Source organism: Amycolatopsis regifaucium, assembly GCF_001613935.1.
Taxonomy (GTDB): domain Bacteria; phylum Actinomycetota; class Actinomycetes; order Mycobacteriales; family Pseudonocardiaceae; genus Amycolatopsis; species Amycolatopsis regifaucium.
In genome coordinates, this window is the sequence record NZ_LQCI01000003.1 from 256,844 (window position 1) to 278,188 (window position 21,345).

Genomic DNA, 21,345 nt, shown 5'->3' on the forward strand with positions numbered 1-21,345 from the left:
TGCAATGAAGGGGCCTTTCATCGCAAAATTTGCGATGAAAGGCCCCTTCATTGCGTCGGCCTCTACTCCTCGTCGTCGTCCTTCTGGTTCCGCATCGCGATCGGGACCCCGGCCAGGTCCTCTTCGTTGCAGAGAAGTTTCACGTCGTAATACGGCGAACCCTGGCGGTCGTCGTAGTCGAGATGGATGGCCAGTACATCGACCGGTTCCCCGAGCCACTCCTGAGCCTGGCGTAGCCATGTCGCGCACCGTTCGAGCGCCGTGGGCAGGTCGTCGTCGCGGAAGCCCACCGGGCGGTAGGGGACGTCCTGCACCTGATCACGGGGGTTCGAAGGCACCGGCAACGCCGGCGAGAGACCCGAGTCGTCCAGTTCGAGTTGGATCGTTTGCTCAGTCACCCTTCGAGCGTCCCCCAGACAAGCCGTCTGAGCAAGGCGTACCGGCCAGGAGTCGCCGTCAAATGGGTACTCGCCACACTCTTGAGACCACTTCACGGCAGTTTTGCAGGTGGACGGACCCCAGCGGGACGGCGCAGCCGAGCGCCCGCAGCGCCAGTTCCGCGTAGTGCGAGGCCAGCTGGTCCAGGCTGAGCGGCCCGTGCGGCGAGTACCAGCGCGCGACGCCGCTGCACATCTCCACCAGCGCGAGCCGGGTGACCGAGGGCTGGCCGGTGTGGAAGACGCCTGCCGCGACACCGTCTTCGATGGCGTCCGCCCACAGCCGTTCGTAGGCGTCGCGCAGCCCCACCACCTCGGCCCTGGCGCCGGGGGTGAGCGCGTGGACCTCGTTGTCCACCACGCGGGTGTCATCCGGCTGGATGGCGTGCGCGAGGACGTGCAGCGCCACCAGGGATCCGAGCCGCGACACGGGATCGGCCAGTCCGGCGGTCGCGCGCTCCGCCGCGTCGAGCAGCCGCCGCAGCGACTCGTTCATGATGGCCACCAGCAGATCCTCTTTGGTGCCCATGTAGTGGTAGAGGCTGGCGGAGGACAGTTCGGCCTCCTGGGCGAGGTCCCGGATGCCGGTCCCGTGGAAACCCTTGGTGGCGAACAGTTTCACCGCCGCCTGGCGGACCCTTTCGCGGGTGCTCACCGCCATGAGCCGGTGGTCCTGTCCCAGGATCCGGCCCGCGGGTCGGCCACCTTCTTCAGCTCGCCCTTGGCGACCCGTTCCGACGGGGTCATCGGCAACTCCTTCGGGAAGGCCCAGAAGCGGGGAACCTTGAAGTAGGCCAGTTTCGCCGAGCAGAACTCCGCCAGTTCGGCTGGTTCGCACTCGTGTCCCTCGTTTTCGTCGAGGACGATGTACGCCTTGACCTCCTCGCCGCGGATCTCGTCCGGTACCGCGACGACGGCGGCGAGCTTGACCGCCGGATGCAGCTGCAGGGCCCGTTCGACCTCGTCGGCGGAGATGTTCTCGCCGCTGCGCCGGATCATGTCCTTGGTGCGGCCCACGTAGTACACACGACCCTCGACGTCCATGGTGGCGAGGTCGCCGGTGTGGAACCAGCCGTCTTCGAACGCGCGTGCGGTGGCACCGGGGTCGTCGTGATAGCCGTGCATCAGGCCGACCCCTCGGATCAGAAGCTCGCCGGTTTCGCCGCGCGGCAGGGGTTTGCCGTCCGCGCCGGCGATCATCACCTCGCGGGTGGGCGCGGGCCTGCCGAGGCAGCCGGTGCCGATCGTCTCCTCGTGATCCGCCGGGTACATCCGGATGTCCCCGCCGGTTTCGGTCATGCCGAAGGCTTCGTACCATGGCGTGTTCCAGCGCGCTTCGAGCGCGGCGTGCAGGTCGCGCGGGATGGCCGACGCGCAGATCGCGCGGACCTGGTGCGCGGTGTCCAGGTCGCTTTCCGGCTGCCGCAGCAGGAGCGTCGGCATCAGGCCGAGGCAGTAGAACCAGGTGACGCCGTGTTCGCGGACCTTCTCCCAGAACGTGGACGGGTGGAAGCGGTCGAGCACCACCAGTGTCGCGCCGCCCGCGAGCCCCAGCGCGACGTTCCACTGTGGATCGATGTAGTGGAACGGTTGCGCGGTCAGGATGACGTCGTCCGCGCCGACCATGGGGAAGTCCGTGGCCAGGCTGATGGCCAGGGTCGTCCAGTACCGGTTCGGCAGGACGCAACCCTTGGGGGCGCCCGTGGTTCCCGAGGTGTACTGGATGTTGACCGGCCGCTCGCCTTCGCTCGCGAAGACCGGGGTGTCGCCGGAACCGGTGAGTTCGCCGGGGGTGAGCACCCGTTCCAGCGAGGTCTCCGGCGCGATCTTGTTCAGCAGCTCCAGGAACTCCTCCCCGGCGACGGCGAACCTGGCGCCGGAATGCCGGAGCACGTGGGCGCCGTCGAATTCGCGGTACCCGGTGTTGACCGGGACGAGGACGCCGCCGATCTTGGCCAGCGCCAGCCACAGCAGCGGGAACTCCGGCTGGTTCCGCAGCATCACGGCGACCCGGTCACCCGGCTCGACGCCGAGGTCCAGCAGCGCGCGGGCGAACTCCGTGCTGCGCCTGTCGACGTCGGCGAAGGTGAAGCGTTCGCCGGTCGAGTCGAAGATCCACGCGGTCTTGTCGGGCCACAGTGCCGCGGCGCGGGTGGTCAGTCCGAGAAGGGTGTCGATCCCGGCGAGCGAGGTCATGTGCGGCTCCGGAAGGCCTCGGCCGAGGCGGCGACCTCGGCGGAGTGTTCGGTGATCAGCGCGTGGCTGACTTCGAGTTCGAGCGCGGCGTCGAGCGAGCTGTCGATGCCGGAATCGAGGGCGCGTTTGGCCATGGTGGCCGCGGCGGCCGGATGGGCGGCGATGCGGCCCGCCCAGTCGAGGGCGGTGTCCATCAGGTCGTCGGCGGGCAGGGCGGCGTTGACCAGGCCGAGTTCGTGCGCCTTGGCGCCGCTCACCCGCTCACCCAGCAGCAGGAGTTCCTTGGCCTTCAACGGACCGACCAGCAGTGGCAGCAGCCGTGACGCCGCCCCGGTGACGCTCAAGCCAAGGGAGACCTCGGGGAAGGCGAAGACCGCGTCCTCGGCGGCGAGGATCAGGTCGCAGCCCATCGCGAACTCGGCCCCCGCGCCGATCGCGTAGCCGTGGACCGCGGCGATGACGGGCTGGCGGAGTCCGCGAAGGCGGCGTGTGACGTCCTGTAGCCGGTCGAGTCGCGGGCGTGAATCACCCTCAGGGGTGGGCTCTTTGAGGTCGTGCCCGGCGCAGAACGCCCGCCCGCGACCGGCGAGCACCATCGCCCGCGCGTCCGACTTGGCGACCGCGTCGAGTGCCTCGAGCAGGTCGTCCACCAGTTCGGCGACCACCGCGTTGAGTCGTTCGGGGCGGTTCAGCCAAATGATCGCGATGCCATCGTCGAGTGCGTAGTCCACGGTGCTCATGAAGCCGAGCCTAGACGAGACGATCGATCGATCGATAGGGTCGGATTCATGCGGGTCGACACGGTCTACGAGAACGCCCGGTTTCTCACCGGAACCGGGGAATCCGTAGCACTAGCGGTGCTGAATGGGCGTATTGTCGCCTTGGATGACGATGCTGTCGCGCTTTCCGCAAAGCGTCGCGTCGATCTCGGCGGCTCCGTCGTGGTGCCCGGGTTCCACGACGCGCACAACCACATGGCCTGGTTCGGGATGGCGCTCGACGACGTCCCGCTCTCGCATTGCCGCGGCGTGGACGAGGTGTACGACGCCGTCGCGCGGCGCGCCGCCGAAACGCCGCCGGGCGGTTGGATCATCGGCAGCGGCTACGACCAGAACAAGCTCGTGGGCGGGCATCCGACGAGGCAGGGGCTCGATCGCGCGGCGCCGGGGCACCTCGTGCGGCTCAAGCACACGTCCGGGCATATGACCGTGGTCAGCTCGGCGGTACTGGAACGGCTGGATCTGGCGAACGTGCCGGTGGGCGGCGACGTCGTCCGCGACGAGGACGGCTCGCCGACCGGGCTGCTGCGGGAGCAGGCCCAGTTGCTGCTGCGGCCGCTGACCTATCCGACGCCGGTGGAGACCGTCGTGCGCGGCCTGGACCGGGCGAGCGAGCGGTACCTCGCCGAGGGGATCACGAGCGTCCAGGAGGCCGGGATCGGCGGAGGCCTGGTGGGGGAGACCCCCGCCGAACTCGCCGCCTACCAGCTGGCACGCGACCGCGGCGTGCTGCGGGTGCGGAGCACGGTGATGGTCGCGGCGAGCGTGCTCCACGACCTTGATTCGGGTGCGGGCTTCGGTCTCGATCTGGGGATGCGCACCGGTTTCGGCGATGAATGGCTGCGGATCGGCGCGATGAAGCTGTTCGCCGACGGTTCGCTGATCGGCCGCACCTGCGCGATGCACGAGCCGTTCGCCGGTGAGCCGGACAACGTCGGCTACTTCCAGGTGCCCGAAGACGAGATCGCGCGGACGATCGGCGCCGCGCACCGGGCGGGCTGGCAGATCGCGACGCACGCCATCGGCGACCGCGCGATCACGGTCGTGCTCGACGCCTACGAAGCCGCGCTGAAGGCGGATCCGCGGCCCGATCACCGGCACCGCATCGAGCACTGCGCGGTGCTGCGGCCCGAAGAGCTGAAGCGGCTGGCCTCGCTGCGGTTGATCGCCTCGCCGCAGGGCCGGTTCGTCAACGAGATCGGTGACGGGATGCGGGCCGCGCTCGGCCCCGACCGCGAGCCGTGGTGCTACCGGCTCAAAAGCCTGCTCGACGCGGGATGCGTGCTCCCCGCCAGCTCGGACCGTCCGGTCGTGGAAGGCGCGCCGCTGCTCGCGCTCGCCGACATGGTGCGGCGGAAGACGGCGTCCGGGGTGGTGCTGGGTCCCGATGAGCGGCTCACCCCCGCGGAGGCGTTGCGTGCCTACACCTACGGTTCCGCGTACGCCGCTTTCGCCGAGAAGGACCTGGGGACGCTGGAGCCGGGCAAACTCGCGGACTTCGCCGTGCTCTCGGCCGACCCGACCGACGAGTCCACTTTGGATTCGATCCACGTCGTCGCCACCGCCGTCGGTGGCGACATCGTCTACGAACGGAGCTGAAACGGATGCCGGTACGGGACGCCGTCGCGGACGACATCGAGGAGATCTGCGCGCTCATCGAGGAGCACGCGGTCTACGAGGACAAACACGATCTGAAGCTCGACCGCCAGGAGATGGCCGGGTTCCTCTTCGGGCCCGATCCGAAGGCATGGGTGCTGCTCGCCACCCCGCCGGACGAACCGGGCAAGGTCGCGGGCTTCGCCTTCTGCAGCTGGACCTTCTCCACCTGGGAGGCCAAACCGGGGATCTGGCTCGACGACCTGTTCGTCCGTCCGGAGCACCGCCGCTTCGGCCTCGGGCGGGAGCTGCTCAACGAGCTGAGCGCCCGCACGCCGGGCCGGGTCGAATGGGACATGCAGGAGGGCAACGAGAAGGGCGAGGCGTTCTACGCCCAGCTCGGCGCGGAGCAGGTCCCGGGCTGGATCCGGTACCGCTGGCGGCCGCACGCGAAGTGAGCCAAGCCGTAAACTCCACGGTATGGGTGAAGGGGCAAGCCGCAGGTCGTCGTCCGTTGAGGACTACGTCCGGGTGATCTACGGGCTGGTGGAACGCGGTGAGGCCGTCACCAACACGTCGCTGGCCGGACGGCTGGAGGTCAGCCCGTCGTCCGCGTCCGGCATGGTCACCAAGCTGTCCCAGCTGGGGCTGGTCGCGCACGTCCCGTACCGCGGGATCGAACTCACCACCGAAGGCAGGCTGCTCGCCCGCTCGGTGCTCCGCCGCCATCGGCTGATCGAGACCTACCTGGTCTCCGAACTCGGCTACACCTGGGACGAGGTGCACGCCGAGGCCGACGCGCTCGAACACGCGGTGTCGGACAGGCTCGTCGAGCGGATCGCGGCGAAACTCGGCAACCCGGTCCGCGACCCGCACGGCGACCCCATCCCCGCCCCCGACGGCAGCGTCGAGGAGCTGCCGATGCGCATCCTCGACGACCTCCCGTCCGGCGCGGTCGGTGAGATCGTCCGCGTCTGGGACACCGATCCGGAACTCCTGCGCTACCTCACCGAGCACGCCATCGCCCTCGGCGAGCGGATCGAGGTCGTCGAGCGCCAGCCCTTCGGCGGCCCGATGGTGGTCAAGGTCGGTTCGCCGCCGGACGCGGCGACGCACGCCATCGGCAAGGAGATCGCGCAGGCGCTGTCGGTCGAGCTGCGCTGAATCGCGCCCCGTGTCCACTGTGGACACATTTCGGCCGGCTCGGGTGGTGGGAATTTTCCCTACGTCCCTGCATAATTCGCGCCTCGGCACATCACCCGCCTGCGGGCCGGATAGGTGATCGAAGGCCCTTCCGATCATGTGTTCACCCGCCTAGGCTGCGCTATTCCGGGTGGCTAGCGAGCGTACGAAGGCGATGACAATGACCGGTCAGCGGACACACACCATCGACCGGGGGGTGGCGGAAGGACGTGAACTCAGGCGGCTGCTGGAGAACGGGCCGTTCGCGGACGCCCTCAGAGCGGCGATCAGGGCGAGGGGTCTCGGTCTCGACCGGATCCGGTACCGGCTGCGCGGGCGGGGGTGCTCGGTCAGCCTCGCCACACTGAGTCACTGGCAGTCCGGGCGTTGCCGCCCCGAACGGCCGGAATCCCTGCTGGTACTCAAGAATCTCGAGGAGGTACTCGGGGTGCCGTCGGACTCCCTGTCCCGGCTTCTCGGGCCACCGCGGCCATCACGCTCGCCGCGGGGGCGCGCGGCCCGGTGTACGGTGCCCGGCGAGAGCCTGGTGATGCAGCGAGGCCGGGAGACGCGGACGTAGAGGAGAGCCGGTGCGGGCGGTCGTCTTCGAAGAGTTCGGGGTGCTGCCCGAGGTACGCGAGGTGCCAAATCCGTCCGTGCCGCCTGGCGGGGTGGTGATCGCCCTCGACGCGACCGGGGTGTGCCGCAGCGACTGGCACTCTTGGCAGGGGCACGACGCGTCGGTGAAGCTGCCGCACGTCGCCGGGCACGAACTCGCCGGCCGGATCGCGTCGCTCGGCGAGGACGTCCGTGGCTGGTCGGTCGGGGACCGGGTGACCGTCCCGTTCGTCTGCGCCTGCGGCACCTGTGCCCAGTGCGCGGCCGGTGACCAGCAGATCTGCGACCGCGAGTTCCAGCCGGGCGCGACCCACTGGGGCTCGTTCGCGGAGTACGTCGCCATCGAGAACGCCGAGGTCAACCTCGTGGCGCTGCCGGATTCGCTGTCCGCCGCCGAGGCGGCCGCGCTGGGGTGCCGGTTCGGGACGGCGTTCCGCGCGGTGCTGCGCCAAGGCGGCGTCCGGCCGGGCCAGTGGGTCGCGGTCTACGGCTGCGGCGGGGTCGGCGTCTCGGCGATCCTGCTCGCCGTCGCGGTCGGCGCTTCGGTGGTCGCCGTCGACCCGTCACCGCAGGCCAGGGCGCTGGCGTCGCGGATGGGTGCGGCCGTGACCGTGGACGCGTCCGAGTTCGAAGGCCACGAAGCCGTCGCCGCGCACGTCCGCGACCTGACCGGCGGCGGTGCGCATGTCTCGCTCGACTGTCTCGGCTCGCCGACCACCTGCGCGGCGTCGATCGGCAGCCTGCGGAAACGCGGAAGGCACGTCCAGGCCGGGTTGATGCCGCCGGCGCAGGGTGTCGCGCCGATCCCGATGCACCGGGTGATCGGCGGGGAGCTGGAAATCGTCGGCATCCACGGGCTGCAAGCGCACGAGTACCCCGAGATGCTGCGGGTGGTGGAGACCGCCGGGATCGATCTCGCCGGGATGATCGGCAAGCGGGTCGGCCTCGACGACGTCCCCGCGGTGCTGGCGGCGATGAACGACCCGGTCCGCGCTCAGGCCGGGGTGACCGTGGTCGAATTCGGTGATTCGCTGTGACAGTCACGCACACTTCGTCTCGGTCGCGCTTCTTCGTGCGGGTACCGAGGTGGTTCGCCGCGGCCGGGGTCATGGTCCGGGGCCACCGGATCATCGGCGCGCGGCCTGGCAAACTCGACCTGTGGACGCGCTGATCCCTCGCCCGCGCGCCGAAGTCGCGCCCGGTGCCGTGCATATCCCCGACTGGCTCGACCTCGACGCGCAACGCCGGTTGGTCGAAGCCTGTCGCGGCTGGCGTGGTTACCGGCAGACGCGGCTGCCGAACGGCGGCGTGATGTCCGTGCGGACGGTCTGTCTCGGCTGGCACTGGCACCCGTACCGGTACTCCAAGGTGACTGACGACGGCTCCCCGGTCCTTCCGTTTCCCGGCTGGCTGGGTGACCTGGGCAGACGTGCTGTCTCTGACGCCTACGGAGTCTCGTCGTATGAGCCGGACATCGCTTTGGTGAACTTCTACGACTCAGCCGCGAAGATGGGGATGCATCAGGACAAGGACGAGGCGTCGCTGGAGCCCGTCGTGTCGCTGAGCCTGGGGGACGCTTGCGTTTTCCGGTTCGGGAACACGTCCGATCGCGGGCGGCCCTACACGGACGTCGATCTGCGGTCGGGTGACCTGTTCGTGTTCGGCGGGGAGTCGCGGCTGGCCTTCCACGGGGTGCCGAAGGTGTTGCCCGGGACCGCCGATCCGGAACTGGGGCTGGTGGGGCGGTTGAACCTCACTTTGCGGGTCTCGGGCCTCGTGAGTGGTGAAGAGGGTTAGAACCGTCACTGCCCTTCACGAGCCGGAAGCGGATCCGCTGCCCAGGGCGCACCTGCGCGGCCACATCCAGGTCCGCCTCCTCGACCACCGCGATCACCGGATAGCCCCCGGTCACCGGATGGTCGGCCAGGAACAGGATCGGCTGTCCTGAAGGAGGAACCTGCAACGCGCCGGGCACGGCGGCCTCTGGCGGCAGCTCGCCGTCACGCGCCCGCGAAAGGTCGGGACCTTCCAGGCGTACGCCCACGCGATCGACGTCAGCGGTGGCCACGAACACGGAAGTGAGCAAAGTGGACAGTGCGCCGGGTACGAACCAAGACACCCGGGGCCCGACGGTCACCCGCAGCACCGGCTCCTCCGCCAACAAAGCACAGGGCGCGAGGTCGACCCCGGGATGAGGCGAAACCCGGTGCCCCACCGGCAAGGTCATCCCGGCGGACAGCACGGGCGGGCCCACTTTGCCGAGGGTGTCGGTCGCCCGGGAACCCAGCACCGGAGCGACGTCGACACCGCCCCGCACGGCGACATAGCAACGCAAACCCTGAGAAGCCATCCCGAGAACGAGTTCGTCGCCAGGGCCGACCGGGATCGGCGAGTTCGAGCCGAATGCCCGGCCGCCGACGGTGATCGGGCAGGGCGCGCCGGTGACGGCGACGGTCGTGGGCGCGGAGAAGCGCAGCACGAGACCGCCCAGGACACACTCCAATGCCGCGTTGTCTTCGGGGTTCCCGACCAGCCGGTTGGCCAGCCGCAGCGAGCCCCGGTCGGCGGCACCGGACCGGCCGACGCCGATCGCGGCCAGCCCCGGGCGCCCGAGGTCCTGAACGGTGGCGAAGATGCCGGTGCGGACGACGTCGATCTTCGCGGTCATGAACTGAACCGGATCCGCGTGCCCGGCGCCAGCAGGTTCGGCGGCTCACGGTCGACGTCCCACACCGGCAGGATGGTCCGCCCGATCAGCCGCCAGCCGCCGGGCGAGGCGTGCGGGTACACCGCCGTGTACTCGCCCGCGATCGCGACCGATCCGGCGGGCACCCTGGTGCGCGGGCTCGACCGGCGCGGCAGGTGCAGCGCGGGGTCGAGGCCGGTCAGGTAGGCGAAACCCGGCGCGAAGCCACAGAACGCCGAGACATAGGTGCCGTCTTCATGCCGCCGGACGACAGCTTCGGCCGACATCCCCGCGGCCGCCGCCACCTCCGCCAGGTCCGGACCGTCGTAGCGCACGGGCACGACGATCTCGGCGGTCTCGCGAGGCGATACGTCCACAGTGGACCGATCGAGGATCGCGCCGGCGAGGCGGTCGTGGTGCGTCCGGCCCGGGTCGAACCGGACCAGGAGCGTCCGCGCGGCCGGGACCAGTTCCACGACCCCGTCCGGCGGATCCTGCTCCAGTGACGCGTGCAGCCCGAGCACCTCCGACGGATCGTCGAAGTCGACCATGGCCGCACGCGACCCGTAGGGCAGCACTCGCATCACGCGGCCTCGAGGAACGGTCCGATGTGGACGCCGGACGCGCTCAGCCCCGCGCGGATCCGTCGCGCCAGCTCGACGGCGCCGGGAGTGTCACCGTGCACGCACAGGGAATGCGGCTGGAGCGTCAGCTCGCTTCCGTCGTCGGCGATGACCTTGCCGGTGGTCGCCATCGCGACCGCCCGCATCGTCACCTCGTCGGCGTCGTGGAGGACAGCGCCCGGCAGTTTCCGTGACACCAGAAGCCCTTCCGGTGTGTACGCGCGGTCCGCGAAGGCCTCGGCGTACGCGGGGAACCCGGCTTTTTCGGCCTGTTCGGCCATTTCCGAGTCCGGCGGGCACAGCAGCGCGAGCGCGGGGAAGAACCGGCGGATGCCTTCGACCACCGCGGCCGCCTGCTCCGGATCCACGGAAGCGGTGTTGTACAACGCCCCGTGCGGTTTGACGTACCGCACCCGCGTCCCCGCCGCCCGCGCGAACGCATCGAGCGCGCCGATCTGGTAGAGCACGTCGTCGGCCAGGTCGGCGGGGGCGACGTCCATCGCCCGCCGCCCGAACCCGGCCAGATCGCGGTAGGCGACGTGGGCGCCGATGACGACGCCGCGCTCCGCCGCGCGTTCGCAGACGCGCCGCATCACCGAAGGGTCACCGGCGTGGAAGCCGCACGCGACGTTCGCGCTGGTGACGACGTCGAGCATGGCGTCGTCGTCGCCCATCTTCCAGGCGCCGAAACCCTCGCCCAGGTCACTGTTGAGATCCATCACGCCACCCTGAACTCACTGTCGAGCTTGTCGGTCACGAACATGTAGCCCGGCGCGTGCGTGATCGCGAACGGCGGCCGCGAGGCCATCAGCGCCGCTTGCGGGGTCACGCCGCACGCCCAGAACACCGGCACGTCACCGGGTCGCGCGTCGACCGGATCGCCGAAATCGGGTTCGCCGAGGTCGGCGATGCCGAGCGCGCCGGGGTCACCGACGTGCACGGGCGCGCCGTGCACGGACGGCATCGCGCGGGTGATCCGCACGGCGTCGTCGACGCGGTCTTCGGGGATCTGCCGCATGGAGACCACCATCGGACCGTACAGCCGCCCGGCCGGGACGCACTCGCGGTTCGTCACGTACATCGCCACGTTGCGGCCCTGGTCGACGTGCCGCAGCGGGATCCCTTCCGCGGCCAGCGCCGATTCGAAGGTGAAACTGCAGCCGATCGAGAACGCGACCATGTCACTGCGCCACAGCCCGCTCGCGTCCGAGACCTCGCCGGACAGCGCGCCGTTCTGCCACACACGGTAACGCGGCAGGTCGGTGCGCAGATCCGCGCCGGGCGCCAGGCGCGTCGACGGGTCGCCGGGATCGCTGACGTCGAGCACCGGGCAGGGCCGCGGGTTCCGCTGGCAGAACAACAGGACGTCGTAGGCCCAGTCCTCGGGCACGGCGATCAGGTTGGTCTGCGTGAACCCGTTCGCCCAGCCGGTGGTCGGGCGGGCGGTACCGGCGCGGAACAGGGCGCGAACCTCGCCGGGGGTCATCGTCGCCGGTTCGTCGAAGGTGGTCATCGCGGTGCCTCCTCTTCCGATTGTCGTCACAGAAGTTCGCGGCCGCGAGTCTCGGGCAGGCCGAGCAGCGCCAGTACGGCGATGCCGTAGCCGACCGCGCCGAACACCATCGCGCCGCCGGCGCCGAGGAAACCGACCACGGCGGGGAAGGTCGCGCCGATGGCCCGGCCGAGGTTGTAGGTGAAGCCCTGTCCGGTCCCGCGCAGCGCCGAAGGGTACAGCTCGGCGAGGAACGCGCCGAACCCGCTGAAGATCGCGGACATCGAGAACCCGAGCGGGAAACCGAGGAACAGCACGAGGGTGTTCGCGCCCGCCGGGATCTGCGTGTAGGCGATGATGAGACCCGCCGACAGCACGGAGAACAGCAGGAAGGTCTTCTTGCGCCCCAGGAGATCCGTGAGATAACCGCCGGTGACGTAGCCGATGAACGCGCCGGAGATCAGGAACGCCAGATAGCCGCCGGTGCCGATGACGGTCAGGCCGCGCGTGGTCTTCAGGTAGCTCGGGAGCCAGGTCGCGAGGGTGTAGTACCCGCCCTGGACACCGGTGGCGAGCAGTGCGGCGAAGAACGTCGTGCGCAGCAGGTCCGGCTTGAAGATGCCCGCCAGCGAACCGCGTTCCTTCTTGGTGGCCCTGGCGGCTTCCGCGACCGGCGCGTCCTGGACGTTGCGGCGGACCCACAGCACCAGCAGCGCGGGGATGACGCCGGTCCAGAACATGACGCGCCACGCGACGTCCGGGCTCCAGATGCTGAAGACGACGGTGTAGACGACCACCGACAGTGCCCAGCCGACGGCCCAGGCGCTCTGCACGAAGGCGACCGTGCGGCCGCGGTAGCGGGCCTGCGAGTACTCCGCCACCAGCGCGGCACCGGCCGCCCACTCTCCGCCGAAGCCGAGTCCCTGCAGGGCGCGGAAGATCAGGAGCGTCTCGAAGTTCGGCGCGAACCCGCAGAGCACGGTGAAGACCGTGTACATCGCGATGGTGATCTGGAGCGTGCGGACGCGGCCGATGCGGTCGGCCAGTACGCCGGCGCCGATGCCACCGATCGCCGAGACCACCAGCGTCGTCGTGCCGAGCAGACCGGCCTCGCCGCCGGAGAGGCCGTAATAGGCGGTGATCGCGGCCAGGCCCAGCGGAAGCGTCTGGTAGTCGAACGAATCGAGCCCGTACCCGCCGAACGCGCCGACGAAGGCCCGGCGGCCTCGCGAACCGAGCGTGCGGAACCAGGCGAAGGGGCGTGTGTCTTCGGTAGTGGCTGTCGCGTCCATCGGCACCTCCAGTGGGTGAAGCCCATCGTGGCACGGGTCACATGAGTAGCCACTGTAGGTATTGTTCAACAATTCCACAAGAGGATCCTTGGCTCGCTCTCTTGTGTGTAGGTAGGATCGGTCACGTGACGATCGCGGAGGGTGGTCCTGCCTCGGTGCAAGGACTCGAAGCGGATCGCGGCATGATCAGCCGCACCAGTACCGCCGAGCGGGTCGCGGGCGTCCTGCGCACGCGGATCGCGGAAGGGTTCTTCCTGCCGGGGGGGCGGCTGTCGGAGCACGACATCGGCTCGGCGCTCGGCGTCTCGCGGAACACGCTGCGCGAGGCGTTCCGGCTGCTCACGCATGAGCGGCTCTTGACCCATGAACTCAACCGCGGCGTTTTCGTGCGGGTGTTGTCCGTCGAAGACGTCGTCGACCTCTACAAGGTGCGCAAGGTCGTCGAGTGCTCGGCTGTCCGGGCGGTGACGGAGAAGCCGCCGACGTTCGCGAAGCTCGCGCGCATGGTCGAGGACGGCAGGCTCGCCGAGCGAAGCGAGCGCTGGCAGGATCTCGGCACCGCGAACATCCGGTTCCATTCGGCGATCGCGGAACTCGGTGGCAGCGAACGGATCGACGAGCTGATGCGCGGCATCTTCGCCGAGCTGCGGCTGGTGTTCCACATGATGGCCGACCCGCGGCGCTTCCACGAGCCGTACCTCAAGCGCAACGCGGAGATCCTCGAAAGGATCGAGGCAGGCGACGGCCCCGGCGCCGAAGCGCTCCTCGCGCAGTACCTCACCGACGCCGAAAACCAGCTCGTCGAGGCCTACGCGGAACGTACCTGAACGCGTTTAGTCCTCTAAACGCGGCAGTTCGCACCACGAACCACCGCACTGAGAGGACCAAACGTGGTGGTTCGGGTGCGAACTAACGCATTTAGAGGACGAAATGCGTCGGTGGGGCGGGGTCAGGGCGTGGTCCACTTCTGGTTGGCGGCGCCGGAACAGGTCCAGAGCTGAAGCCGGGTCCCGTTCGCCGACGAGTTCCCGGTGGCGTCGAGACACTTGTTCGCCTGCGGGTTGACGATGTCCCTCGCTCCGCTGACAGTCCATTTCTGCGCGCCGGAACCGTTGCAGTCCCAAAGTTGTACCGGCGCGCCGTCGGCGGTCGAGCCGCCGGAGACGTCCATGCACTTGCCCAGCGCGCGGATCGTGCCGTCGCCACCGACGGTCCAGTTCTGGGCGGCGTTGCCGTTGCAGTCGGTGATCTGTATCGGCGTTCCGTTGGCGGTGTTCGCGCCCGCGACGTCGACGCATTTGCCGCCGATACCGGTGATCCGTCCGGTGTTCCCGGCGGTGCCGCTCGAATTGACGCGCACGTAGTCGACGACGAGCCGCTGCGGGAAGACGGTGCTGGAGTTCGGGTCACCCGGCCAGTACCCGCCGACCGCGAGGTTCAAGATCAGGTAGAAGGGGTGGTCGAAGACCCAGCGGTTTCCGTTGAGGTCGGCAGGAGTCCTTGTCTGGTGAAGGTTTCCGTCCACGTACCACTTGATCTGGTTCGGTGCCCAGTCCACGGCGTAGGTGTGGAAGTCGTCGGAGAAGTTCGGACCGTTGTAGCCCGCACCGATCCCGCCCGCGCCGGAGTACCCGGGGCCGTGGATGGTGCCGTGCACCGTGTTCGGTTCGAAGCCGACGTTCTCCATGATGTCGATCTCGCCGCTGTTGGGCCAGCCCACGTTGCCGATGTCGGCGCCGAGCATCCAGAACGCCGGCCACATCCCCTGTCCACGCGGCAGTTTCATCCGCGCTTCGAACCGGCCGTACGTCTGCGTGAACTGACCCTGAGTGGACAGTCGGGCCGAGGTGTACTCACAGCGGCCGTACCAGCAGTTGTAGTTGCCGGGGTTCTCCTTCTTCGCGGTGATGACCAGGTTGCCCTGGCCGTCGAGCGCCGCGTTGTTCGTCCCGGACGTGTACCACTGGCGCTCGTGGTTGTTCACGTTGTCGCCGGTCTCGAAGTGCCACTTCGAGGTGTCGATCCCGGCGCCCGCGGGGCCGTTGAAGTCGTCGGTGAAGGTGGCGGCCAAGACCGCGGCCTCGGAAGCCGGAGCCTGGGCCGTGGCCGGAAGTGAACCGAGGAGGACGCCGACAGCGAGGAGCGCTGTCCAGCGGATTCGCGATGAGATGGACATCGTTGTCGCCTCTCTGACCGTTGGGGACCCCGCGCGGCAGCGAACGCGGGAGAACGGAAAGCGCGTGGCAGAACTACTTTGTTGTGCCTGACAACAAAGTATGCATGGTCTCTACTACTGCGACAAGACGTATTTTTCGAGCTCGAATTAAGGTCAGGCGGCCGTCCCGCGCTTCGATCCGGCCGTCCGCGGGTCCGCGCCCTGCTCCAGGAGAGCGGCGACCGGCAGCGTGGCGGCTCCTATGGCGACGGCGTCCGGTCCGAGCCGGCCGAGTTCGATCTCGGTCTGGTCGAACACGTGCTTCAGCGCGTGCTCGCCCGCCACGCGCCGGATTTCGGGCAGGTGCCCCTCGCCGAGCGCGAGCCCGGCCCAGCCGCCCAGCACGATCCGCTCCGGGTTGAACAGGTTGATCAGGTTGCCGATCCCGGCGCCGAGGTACCCCGCGGTCTCCTCCAGCACCTTGGCCGCGGTTTTGGACTTGCCGGCCGACTCCAGCAGAGCGGCGAACTGCGACTGCTCGTCCTCGCCCGCGGCGGCTTTTCCGCCCCGTGCCTTGCGATAGCGCGCGAGGACACCTTCCGCGCCGACGTAGGACTCCAGGCAGCCCCGCGATCCGCAGCGGCATTCCTGTCCGCCGTAGACGATCGTCGTATGGCCCCATTCGCCCGCACTGCTGGTGGAACCGCGGTAGGTGGTGCCGTCGGTGACCACGGCCGCGCCGACCCCCGATCCGATCAGGACGATCACCGCGTGCCGGGCACCGCGGCCGGCGCCGAACCACATTTCGCCCTGTCCCTGGGTTTTCGCGCCGTTGTCGACGAACAACGGCAGCTCGATCCCCTGCGCGCGCAGCAGCTCGGTCAGCGGGACCTCTTCCCAGCCGATGGTGGGCGCGTGCACACGGAGTGCCTCGCCCTGTTCGACGGTGCCGGGAACGCCGACCCCGACACCGAGCACGGTCGCCTCGTCGATACCCGATTCCGTGATCACTTCCCGGAGCCCGGACGCCACCTGGGCGACGGCCGCCGCCGCGTCGGGCCGCGGTGAGGCGAAGGGATGTTCGACGCTGGTGATGCGGTTCATGGTGAGGTCGAACAGTTCGACCTTCACCCCCGTCTCGCCGATGTCGACACCGGCGACGTGGCCGTACGCGGGGTCGACGCGGAGCAGGACGCGCGGCCTGCCGCCGTCGGACTCGACCAATCCGGCTTCGACGATGAGGCGTTCTTCGCCGAGTTCGGCGGTCACGTTGCTGACGGTCGCGGCGCTCAAACCGGTCAGACCGCTCAATTCGTGACGGCTGAGCGGGCCGTCGAAGTAGAGTTTCGACAGCAGGAGGGAACGGTTGTGCCGCCGCAGGTCACGGACGGTGGTGCGCTTGGCAGGCATGCGGGTACCCATCTTGTGGCGGCGAAGCTTCCAGGATGCCCCACGACCTTAGCCTCTGCCATGTATTAACTGGTGAAATAAGGCGGCGGACCCACCCGATCGAAGGTGTTTCCCGGCCGGGCACCCGGCGGTAGGGCCTGCCCCACCGCCGGAGCGGCGGCTCAATCCATTCTCCGCGCTACCGCCCGAGCCCTAGCGTCAGCACCGGAAAATCCTGCCGGCACTGGGAAAGTGTGAGGAATCGGCGATGACCGTCCGACTGGGGCACCGCGACCGACCGGGAACCGAACCGAGGAAGCCCTGGTGGCGACGGCCCTGGCTGGCGCCGCTGGCCGTCGTCGTAGTGGTGTTCCTGGCGTTCTCGTTGCCGCCGTATCTGGCGATGGATCCCTCGCTGTCACGCGTGCCGCGGCCACCGGACTTCACGTCGCACTACTGGTTCCTGGTGGGACACGTCCTGTTCGGCACGATCGCGATGATCGGGGCGCTGATCCAGATCTGGCCGTGGTTCCGCGCCGAATACCCGGCGGTGCACCGCAAGGTCGGCCGGGTCTACGTGTTCGCCGGGGTGCTCCCGGCGGGGTTGATGGCGTTGACGATCGGGGCGCTGAGCCCGTTCGGCCCGGCGACCCGGGTGGCGAACGTGCTGATGGCGGTGCTGTGGCTGGGCTGCACGTTCGCCGGCTGGCGCGCGGCGCGGGAACGGCGGTTCGGTGAGCACCGCCGGTGGATGATCCGCAGTTTCGCGCTCACCATGTCGATCATCGTCAGCCGGGTGATCGGGCCGATCGCGATGATCGTGCTGGAACCGCGGATCGCGACCACGTTCGGCGGCAGCGAACTCGCCTATCAGCAGTCGATCGCCGCGATCACGGCCTGGTCGAGCGGAACGCTGGTCCTGCTCGTCACGCAGTGGTACCTCGACCGCCGTCCGGCGAAGAGGAAGCCAGCGATCGCGCGATGATGGTCCGCTGGACCTCGGAAGCGCCTTCGTAGATCCGCGGCGCGCGGACCTCGCGGTAGAGGTGTTCGAGCAGATGCCCTCGCCGCAGCGCCCGCGCGCCGTGGATCTGCACGGCCGAGTCGACGACGTACTGGGCTGTCTCGGTGGCGAACAGCTTCGCCATCGCGGCCCGCCCGGCGAGGTTCCGCTCGCCCGCGTCATAGGCGGCGGCCGCCGCGTAGACGAGCAGCCGGGACGCCTCGGTCCTGGTGGCCATTTCGGCGAGGGTGTGCGCCACGGTCTGCTGCTTGAGCAGCGGCCCGCCGAACGCGATCCGGGTCTGGGCGTGGGCGACGGCGGCGTCGAGCGCGGCCCGCGCCATGCCGACGGCGAACGCGCCGACACTGGGCCGGAACAGGTCCAGTGTCCGCATCGCGACGCCGAAGCCGCGGTCCTGTTCGCCGAGTAGTTCGTCCCGCTCGACCCGGACACCGTCGAAGACGAGGGTGCCGATGGGATGCGGGCTGACGAGATCGAGATGCTCGCCGGAGAGCCCGGCGCGATCGGCGGGCACGACGAACGCGGAGACGCCGCGTGAGCCCGCTTCCGGTGTGGTGCGGGCGAAAACACTGTAGAAATCGGCCTCGGGGGCGTTGGAGATCCACATCTTCTCGCCGGTCAGGCGCCAGCCGTCGCCGTCGGGTTCGGCGGACAGCTCCAAGGCCGCCGCGTCCGAACCCGCGTTCGGTTCGGTCAGCGCGAAGGCGGCGACGGCGTCACCCGCGGCCACCGCCGGCACCCATTTCGAGACTTGCGAGTCCTGCCCCGACTGCAGCACCGGATAGGTGCCCAAGCCCTGCAGGGCCAACGCGGTCTCGGCTTCGGTGCTCTGGCTCGCGAGGGATTCCCGCAGGATGCAGAGATCCGTCGCGGCGGCCTCCCGGCTCGGGCTGCCGCCGTCGACGCCGGGAAACAACCGGGAAAGCAGGCCGAGGGCACCCATTTCCTTGAGCAGCGGCCGGTTCACCGCGCCTTCGGTGCCGGATTCGGCCAGCGGACGGAGTTTCTCGGCGCCCAGCCGCCGCACCTCGTCGGCGAAAGCCTGTTGCCGCGGATTCAACGCGAAGGCGGTCATCGATCACTCCCAGGTCGCCAGCGGGCGTGTGCCGTACCGGTTTCTCCAGACCGCAACAGTTCCAGCCGTGGTTTCGGTCCGTCGGTCCGGCCGCCCTGTGGTTTCCGGCTGCCCGCCGCGTACTGCTTCGGCCACGGCATCGGATAGTCCTGCTCCGCGGCGGCGTGCAATGTCCACTGTGGATCGTAGAGATGAGTCCGGCCGAGTGCGCACAGATCCGCGCGGCCGGCCAGGATGAGCGAGTTGACGTCGTCGTAGGACGAGATCGCACCGACGGCGATCACCGCGATGGCGTACTCGCGACCGATCTCGTTGCGGATCCGGTCGGCGTAAGGCGTCTGATAACTGCGGCCGTACTGGGGTTTCTCCTCGCTGACGACCTGGCCGGTCGAGACGTCGATCCCGGCCGCGCCGTGCTCGGCGAACGCGCGCGCGATCTCGACGGCGTCGTCGACGTCGATTCCGCCTTCGTGCCAGTCGGTCGCGGAGATGCGCACTGTCATCGGCCGCTCGGCGGGCCACGCCGCGCGGACCGCGTCGAAGACTTCGAGCGGGAAGCGCAGCCGGTTCTCCAGCGAGCCGCCGTATTCGTCGGTGCGCCGATTGGTGAGCGGGGACAGGAAGGACGAAAGCAGGTAGCCGTGCGCGCAGTGGAGTTCGAGCAGGTCGAAACCGGCGCGCGCGGCGGCGCGGGCGGAGTTCGCGAACTGATCGCGGATCTCCGTCAGCTCGGGTTTCGTGAGTTCGCGCGGGGTCTGATTCGCTTCGCTGTACGGGATCGCGGACGGGGCGCAGACCTCCCAGTTGCCCTCCGGCAGCGGCTGGTCGATCCCCTCCCACATCAGTTTCGTCGAGCCCTTGCGGCCCGAATGGCCCAGCTGGACCCCGATCCGCGCGGGCGTGTTCCCGTGCACGAATTCGGTGATCCTGGCCCACGCCCGCTCTTGTTCCTCGGTGTACAGACCGCCGCAACCGGGGGTGATGCGGCCGGTTTCGGAGACGCAGACCATCTCGGTCATCACCAGTCCGGCGCCGCCGAGTGCCTTGCTTCCCAGATGCACCAGGTGGAAGTCGGTCGGTACGCCGTCTTCGGCGGAGTACATGTCCATCGGCGAGACGACCACGCGGTTCGGCAGTTCGAGGTTTCCGATCCGGAACGGCTGGAACATCGGCGGCCGGACGTCGGTGGCATGAGTGGACGCGAACCAGGTGTCCAGCTCGGTGGCGAACTCGGGATCGCGCAACCTGAGGTTGTCGTAGGTGACGCGGCGGCTGCGGGTCAGGATGTTGAACGCGAACTGCGGCGGATCCTGATGCGTGTACTGGCCGAGGTTTTCGAACCACTCCAGGCTCGCCTGCGCGGCGCGCTGGGTCGAGGTGACGACGGGGCGGCGCTCGGCCTCGTACGCGCTCAGCGCGCTGCCGGTGTCGGGCTGTTCGTGCAGGCAGGCGGCGAGCGCGAGCGCGTCCTCCATGGCGAGTTTCGTGCCGGAACCGATGGAGAAGTGCGCGGTGTGCGCGGCGTCGCCGAGCAGCACGACGTTCTCGTGCCGCCAGCTCGCGCAGCGCACGGTGGCGAACGCGGTCCACTTCGAGTTGTTGGCGAACACCTGGTGCCCGTCGAGGACGTCCGCGCACAGCTCGCGGATGAGAGCGATCGACTTCTCGTCGCTTTCGCCCGGCGCGAGCGAGGTCGCGGCGATCCCGCCGAACGCGCGCTGCCAGACGTCCTCGTGCAGTTCGAGGATGAACGTGCTCTCGGTGTCGCTGTAGGGATAGCCGTGGATCTGCATGATCCCGTGCGGGGTTTCCAGCACGTGGAACTTGAACGCGTCGAAGACCAGATCCGTGCCCAGCCAGATGTACTTGCAGCGGCGGGTCTGGATGTCCGGCCGGAAGCTTCCGGCGAGGGCGGCGCGGGTCGGCGAGTTGACGCCGTCCGCCGCGACGACGAGGTCGTACTCCGCGCTCGCCTCGGCCGCGCTCGGCGCCTGGGTGCCGAACCGCACGTCCACGCCGAGTTCGGCACAGCGCTCCTGGAGGATGCCGAGCAGCCGTTTGCGGCTCATCGCGGCGAACCCGTGCCCACCGGAGGTGTGCACCGTGCCGCGGAAATGGACGTCGATGTCGTCCCAGCGCGCGAACTCGCGCCGCATGGCGGCGTGGACGGCCGGATCGGCGTGCTCGATGCCGCCGAGGGTCTCGTCGGAGAACACCACCCCGAACCCGAAGGTGTCGTCGGGCGCGTTGCGCTCCCAGACGGTGATCTCGTGATCGGGATGGAGCTGTTTCGCCAGCGTGGCGAAGTAGAGCCCCGCCGGGCCGCCGCCTAACACCGCGATACGCACGTCGTTCAGAGTATGTCGCGGTATGTACGACCGTCAACGATGCGGGATATGCTGACCGGTATGGAGCGCATCAATCCGCCTGAACTCGGCCGCCCTTCCGGCTTCTCGCACGCCGTCACGGCGAGCGGGCGGTTCGTCTTCCTCGCCGGTCAGACGGCGTTGGACGAGGACAACCGCATCGTCGGCGACGGCGTGGTCGAACAGTTCGAACGCGCGCTGACCAACCTGCTGACCGCGCTGCGCGCGGCGGGCGGGCAGCCGTCGGACCTGTGCAGCGTGACCATCTACATCGTCGACATGGACGACTACCGCGCCCACGCGCGCGAGATCGGCGCGGTGTGGAAGCGGCTGGCCGGAACCGAATATCCCGCGATGGCGGGGATCGGCGTCAGCCGGCTTTGGGACGTCGAGGCGCTGGTGGAGGTGCAGGGGTTCGCGGTGGTCGCGTAGGTT

At 69.2% G+C, this 21,345-nt stretch carries 22 protein-coding genes; 9 read left to right on the forward strand and 13 right to left on the reverse strand.

Annotation, left to right across the window (positions count from 1 at the left end; genetic code table 11):
* Positions 1–62 precede the first annotated feature (62 nt).
* From AVL48_RS05025 to AVL48_RS05040, 4 genes are read right to left on the reverse strand one after another with little or no spacing between them, the layout of a single operon-like run.
* The gene (locus AVL48_RS05025; protein ID WP_061984721.1) at positions 63–398 is read right to left on the reverse strand and encodes a hypothetical protein; all 336 of its coding nucleotides are present in this window, start codon (positions 396–398) and stop codon (positions 63–65) included.
* 58 nt (positions 399–456) lie between these two features.
* The gene (locus AVL48_RS05030; protein ID WP_143104897.1) at positions 457–1,098 is read right to left on the reverse strand and encodes a TetR/AcrR family transcriptional regulator; all 642 of its coding nucleotides are present in this window, start codon (positions 1,096–1,098) and stop codon (positions 457–459) included.
* On the reverse strand, positions 1,089–2,633 hold the full coding sequence (locus AVL48_RS05035) for an AMP-binding protein (RefSeq protein ID WP_061984723.1): 1,545 nt from the start codon (positions 2,631–2,633) through the stop codon (positions 1,089–1,091). Before AVL48_RS05035 ends, AVL48_RS05030 begins: the two co-directional genes overlap by 10 nt.
* The gene (locus AVL48_RS05040) at positions 2,630–3,373 is read right to left on the reverse strand and encodes an enoyl-CoA hydratase/isomerase family protein (protein ID WP_061984724.1); all 744 of its coding nucleotides are present in this window, start codon (positions 3,371–3,373) and stop codon (positions 2,630–2,632) included. Before AVL48_RS05040 ends, AVL48_RS05035 begins: the two co-directional genes overlap by 4 nt.
* Before the next feature lie 48 nt (positions 3,374–3,421).
* Here AVL48_RS05040 and AVL48_RS05045 point away from each other — a divergent pair, with 48 nt between their 5' ends.
* From AVL48_RS05045 to AVL48_RS05070, 6 genes are all read left to right on the forward strand, one after another.
* Complete coding sequence (locus tag AVL48_RS05045; RefSeq protein WP_061984726.1) at positions 3,422–5,011, forward strand: amidohydrolase; 1,590 nt, start codon at positions 3,422–3,424, stop codon at positions 5,009–5,011.
* Between the two features lie 5 nt (positions 5,012–5,016).
* Positions 5,017–5,466, forward strand: a complete 450-nt coding sequence (locus AVL48_RS05050; RefSeq protein WP_061984728.1) for a GNAT family N-acetyltransferase — start codon at positions 5,017–5,019, stop codon at positions 5,464–5,466.
* Between the two features lie 22 nt (positions 5,467–5,488).
* Positions 5,489–6,172: a metal-dependent transcriptional regulator gene (locus AVL48_RS05055; RefSeq protein ID WP_061984730.1), complete on the forward strand. Its 684-nt coding sequence runs from the start codon at positions 5,489–5,491 to the stop codon at positions 6,170–6,172.
* A gap of 193 nt (positions 6,173–6,365) precedes the next feature.
* Complete coding sequence (locus AVL48_RS05060) at positions 6,366–6,770, forward strand: hypothetical protein (RefSeq protein WP_061984732.1); 405 nt, start codon at positions 6,366–6,368, stop codon at positions 6,768–6,770.
* A gap of 10 nt (positions 6,771–6,780) precedes the next feature.
* Positions 6,781–7,845 (forward strand): zinc-dependent alcohol dehydrogenase family protein, encoded by a 1,065-nt coding sequence (locus AVL48_RS05065; RefSeq protein ID WP_061984734.1) that lies wholly within the window; start codon positions 6,781–6,783, stop codon positions 7,843–7,845.
* A 121-nt stretch (positions 7,846–7,966) separates the two neighbouring features.
* Positions 7,967–8,605, forward strand: a complete 639-nt coding sequence (locus AVL48_RS05070; protein WP_061984736.1) for an alpha-ketoglutarate-dependent dioxygenase AlkB family protein — start codon at positions 7,967–7,969, stop codon at positions 8,603–8,605.
* Here the strand turns inward: AVL48_RS05070 and AVL48_RS05075 are convergent.
* From AVL48_RS05075 to AVL48_RS05095, 5 genes are read right to left on the reverse strand one after another with little or no spacing between them, the layout of a single operon-like run.
* On the reverse strand, positions 8,562–9,476 hold the full coding sequence (locus AVL48_RS05075; protein WP_061984738.1) for a 5-oxoprolinase subunit C family protein: 915 nt from the start codon (positions 9,474–9,476) through the stop codon (positions 8,562–8,564). The genes AVL48_RS05070 and AVL48_RS05075 overlap by 44 nt on opposite strands.
* Positions 9,473–10,078, reverse strand: coding sequence for a 5-oxoprolinase subunit B family protein (locus tag AVL48_RS05080; RefSeq protein ID WP_061984740.1), 606 nt, complete (start codon positions 10,076–10,078; stop codon positions 9,473–9,475). Before AVL48_RS05080 ends, AVL48_RS05075 begins: the two co-directional genes overlap by 4 nt.
* Positions 10,078–10,836, reverse strand: coding sequence for a LamB/YcsF family protein (locus AVL48_RS05085; RefSeq protein WP_061984742.1), 759 nt, complete (start codon positions 10,834–10,836; stop codon positions 10,078–10,080). Before AVL48_RS05085 ends, AVL48_RS05080 begins: the two co-directional genes overlap by 1 nt.
* The gene (locus tag AVL48_RS05090) at positions 10,836–11,630 is read right to left on the reverse strand and encodes a putative hydro-lyase (protein WP_061984744.1); all 795 of its coding nucleotides are present in this window, start codon (positions 11,628–11,630) and stop codon (positions 10,836–10,838) included. Before AVL48_RS05090 ends, AVL48_RS05085 begins: the two co-directional genes overlap by 1 nt.
* A 26-nt stretch (positions 11,631–11,656) precedes the next feature.
* Positions 11,657–12,901, reverse strand: a complete 1,245-nt coding sequence (locus AVL48_RS05095) for an MFS transporter (protein WP_061984746.1) — start codon at positions 12,899–12,901, stop codon at positions 11,657–11,659.
* A gap of 182 nt (positions 12,902–13,083) precedes the next feature.
* On the opposite strand from AVL48_RS05095, the gene AVL48_RS05100 reads away from it, so the two are divergent.
* Entirely contained in the window at positions 13,084–13,728 is a 645-nt protein-coding gene (locus AVL48_RS05100; protein WP_061984897.1) for a GntR family transcriptional regulator, read from the forward strand.
* Between the two features lie 122 nt (positions 13,729–13,850).
* On the opposite strand, the gene AVL48_RS05105 is transcribed toward AVL48_RS05100, so the two are convergent.
* The gene (locus AVL48_RS05105) at positions 13,851–15,077 is read right to left on the reverse strand and encodes a glycoside hydrolase family 16 protein (RefSeq protein ID WP_061984748.1); all 1,227 of its coding nucleotides are present in this window, start codon (positions 15,075–15,077) and stop codon (positions 13,851–13,853) included.
* 153 nt (positions 15,078–15,230) lie between these two features.
* Positions 15,231–16,478 carry an ROK family transcriptional regulator gene (locus AVL48_RS05110; protein WP_082857547.1) on the reverse strand — a complete coding sequence of 416 codons (1,248 nt, stop codon included), beginning with the start codon at positions 16,476–16,478 and terminating at the stop codon, positions 15,231–15,233.
* Between the two features lie 235 nt (positions 16,479–16,713).
* Here AVL48_RS05110 and AVL48_RS05115 point away from each other — a divergent pair, with 235 nt between their 5' ends.
* The gene (locus AVL48_RS05115) at positions 16,714–17,430 is read left to right on the forward strand and encodes a DUF2306 domain-containing protein (RefSeq protein ID WP_082857548.1); all 717 of its coding nucleotides are present in this window, start codon (positions 16,714–16,716) and stop codon (positions 17,428–17,430) included.
* On the opposite strand, the gene AVL48_RS05120 is transcribed toward AVL48_RS05115, so the two are convergent.
* Entirely contained in the window at positions 17,372–18,544 is a 1,173-nt protein-coding gene (locus AVL48_RS05120) for an acyl-CoA dehydrogenase family protein (protein WP_061984750.1), read from the reverse strand. The two genes, AVL48_RS05115 and AVL48_RS05120, sit on opposite strands and share 59 nt — an antisense overlap.
* Positions 18,541–20,892, reverse strand: coding sequence for a bifunctional salicylyl-CoA 5-hydroxylase/oxidoreductase (locus AVL48_RS05125; protein WP_061984752.1), 2,352 nt, complete (start codon positions 20,890–20,892; stop codon positions 18,541–18,543). The genes AVL48_RS05120 and AVL48_RS05125 overlap by 4 nt, the downstream gene beginning before the upstream one ends.
* 48 nt (positions 20,893–20,940) lie before the next feature.
* Between AVL48_RS05125 and AVL48_RS05130 the strand changes: the two genes are divergently transcribed.
* Entirely contained in the window at positions 20,941–21,342 is a 402-nt protein-coding gene (locus tag AVL48_RS05130) for a RidA family protein (RefSeq protein WP_061984754.1), read from the forward strand.
* The last annotated feature ends 3 nt before the right edge of the window (positions 21,343–21,345 follow it).

Bases quoted from the DNA above. Each gene is read 5' to 3' on its own strand.
- AVL48_RS05030 (WP_143104897.1), bottom strand. From the start codon at position 1,098: ATGGCGGTGAGCACCCGCGAAAGGGTCCGCCAGGCGGCGGTGAAACTG.
- AVL48_RS05040 (WP_061984724.1), bottom strand. From the start codon at position 3,373: ATGAGCACCGTGGACTACGCACTCGACGATGGCATCGCGATCATTTGG.
- AVL48_RS05105 (WP_061984748.1), bottom strand. From the start codon at position 15,077: ATGTCCATCTCATCGCGAATCCGCTGGACAGCGCTCCTCGCTGTCGGC.
- AVL48_RS05090 (WP_061984744.1), bottom strand. From the start codon at position 11,630: ATGACCACCTTCGACGAACCGGCGACGATGACCCCCGGCGAGGTTCGC.
- AVL48_RS05050 (WP_061984728.1), top strand. From the start codon at position 5,017: ATGCCGGTACGGGACGCCGTCGCGGACGACATCGAGGAGATCTGCGCG.
- AVL48_RS05120 (WP_061984750.1), bottom strand. From the start codon at position 18,544: ATGACCGCCTTCGCGTTGAATCCGCGGCAACAGGCTTTCGCCGACGAG.
- AVL48_RS05075 (WP_061984738.1), bottom strand. From the start codon at position 9,476: ATGACCGCGAAGATCGACGTCGTCCGCACCGGCATCTTCGCCACCGTT.
- AVL48_RS05110 (WP_082857547.1), bottom strand. From the start codon at position 16,478: ATGGGTACCCGCATGCCTGCCAAGCGCACCACCGTCCGTGACCTGCGG.
- AVL48_RS05100 (WP_061984897.1), top strand. From the start codon at position 13,084: ATGATCAGCCGCACCAGTACCGCCGAGCGGGTCGCGGGCGTCCTGCGC.
- AVL48_RS05055 (WP_061984730.1), top strand. From the start codon at position 5,489: ATGGGTGAAGGGGCAAGCCGCAGGTCGTCGTCCGTTGAGGACTACGTC.
- AVL48_RS05080 (WP_061984740.1), bottom strand. From the start codon at position 10,078: ATGCGAGTGCTGCCCTACGGGTCGCGTGCGGCCATGGTCGACTTCGAC.
- AVL48_RS05060 (WP_061984732.1), top strand. From the start codon at position 6,366: ATGACAATGACCGGTCAGCGGACACACACCATCGACCGGGGGGTGGCG.
- AVL48_RS05035 (WP_061984723.1), bottom strand. From the start codon at position 2,633: ATGACCTCGCTCGCCGGGATCGACACCCTTCTCGGACTGACCACCCGC.
- AVL48_RS05085 (WP_061984742.1), bottom strand. From the start codon at position 10,836: ATGGATCTCAACAGTGACCTGGGCGAGGGTTTCGGCGCCTGGAAGATG.
- AVL48_RS05095 (WP_061984746.1), bottom strand. From the start codon at position 12,901: ATGGACGCGACAGCCACTACCGAAGACACACGCCCCTTCGCCTGGTTC.
- AVL48_RS05045 (WP_061984726.1), top strand. From the start codon at position 3,422: ATGCGGGTCGACACGGTCTACGAGAACGCCCGGTTTCTCACCGGAACC.
- AVL48_RS05115 (WP_082857548.1), top strand. From the start codon at position 16,714: ATGACCGTCCGACTGGGGCACCGCGACCGACCGGGAACCGAACCGAGG.
- AVL48_RS05130 (WP_061984754.1), top strand. From the start codon at position 20,941: ATGCTGACCGGTATGGAGCGCATCAATCCGCCTGAACTCGGCCGCCCT.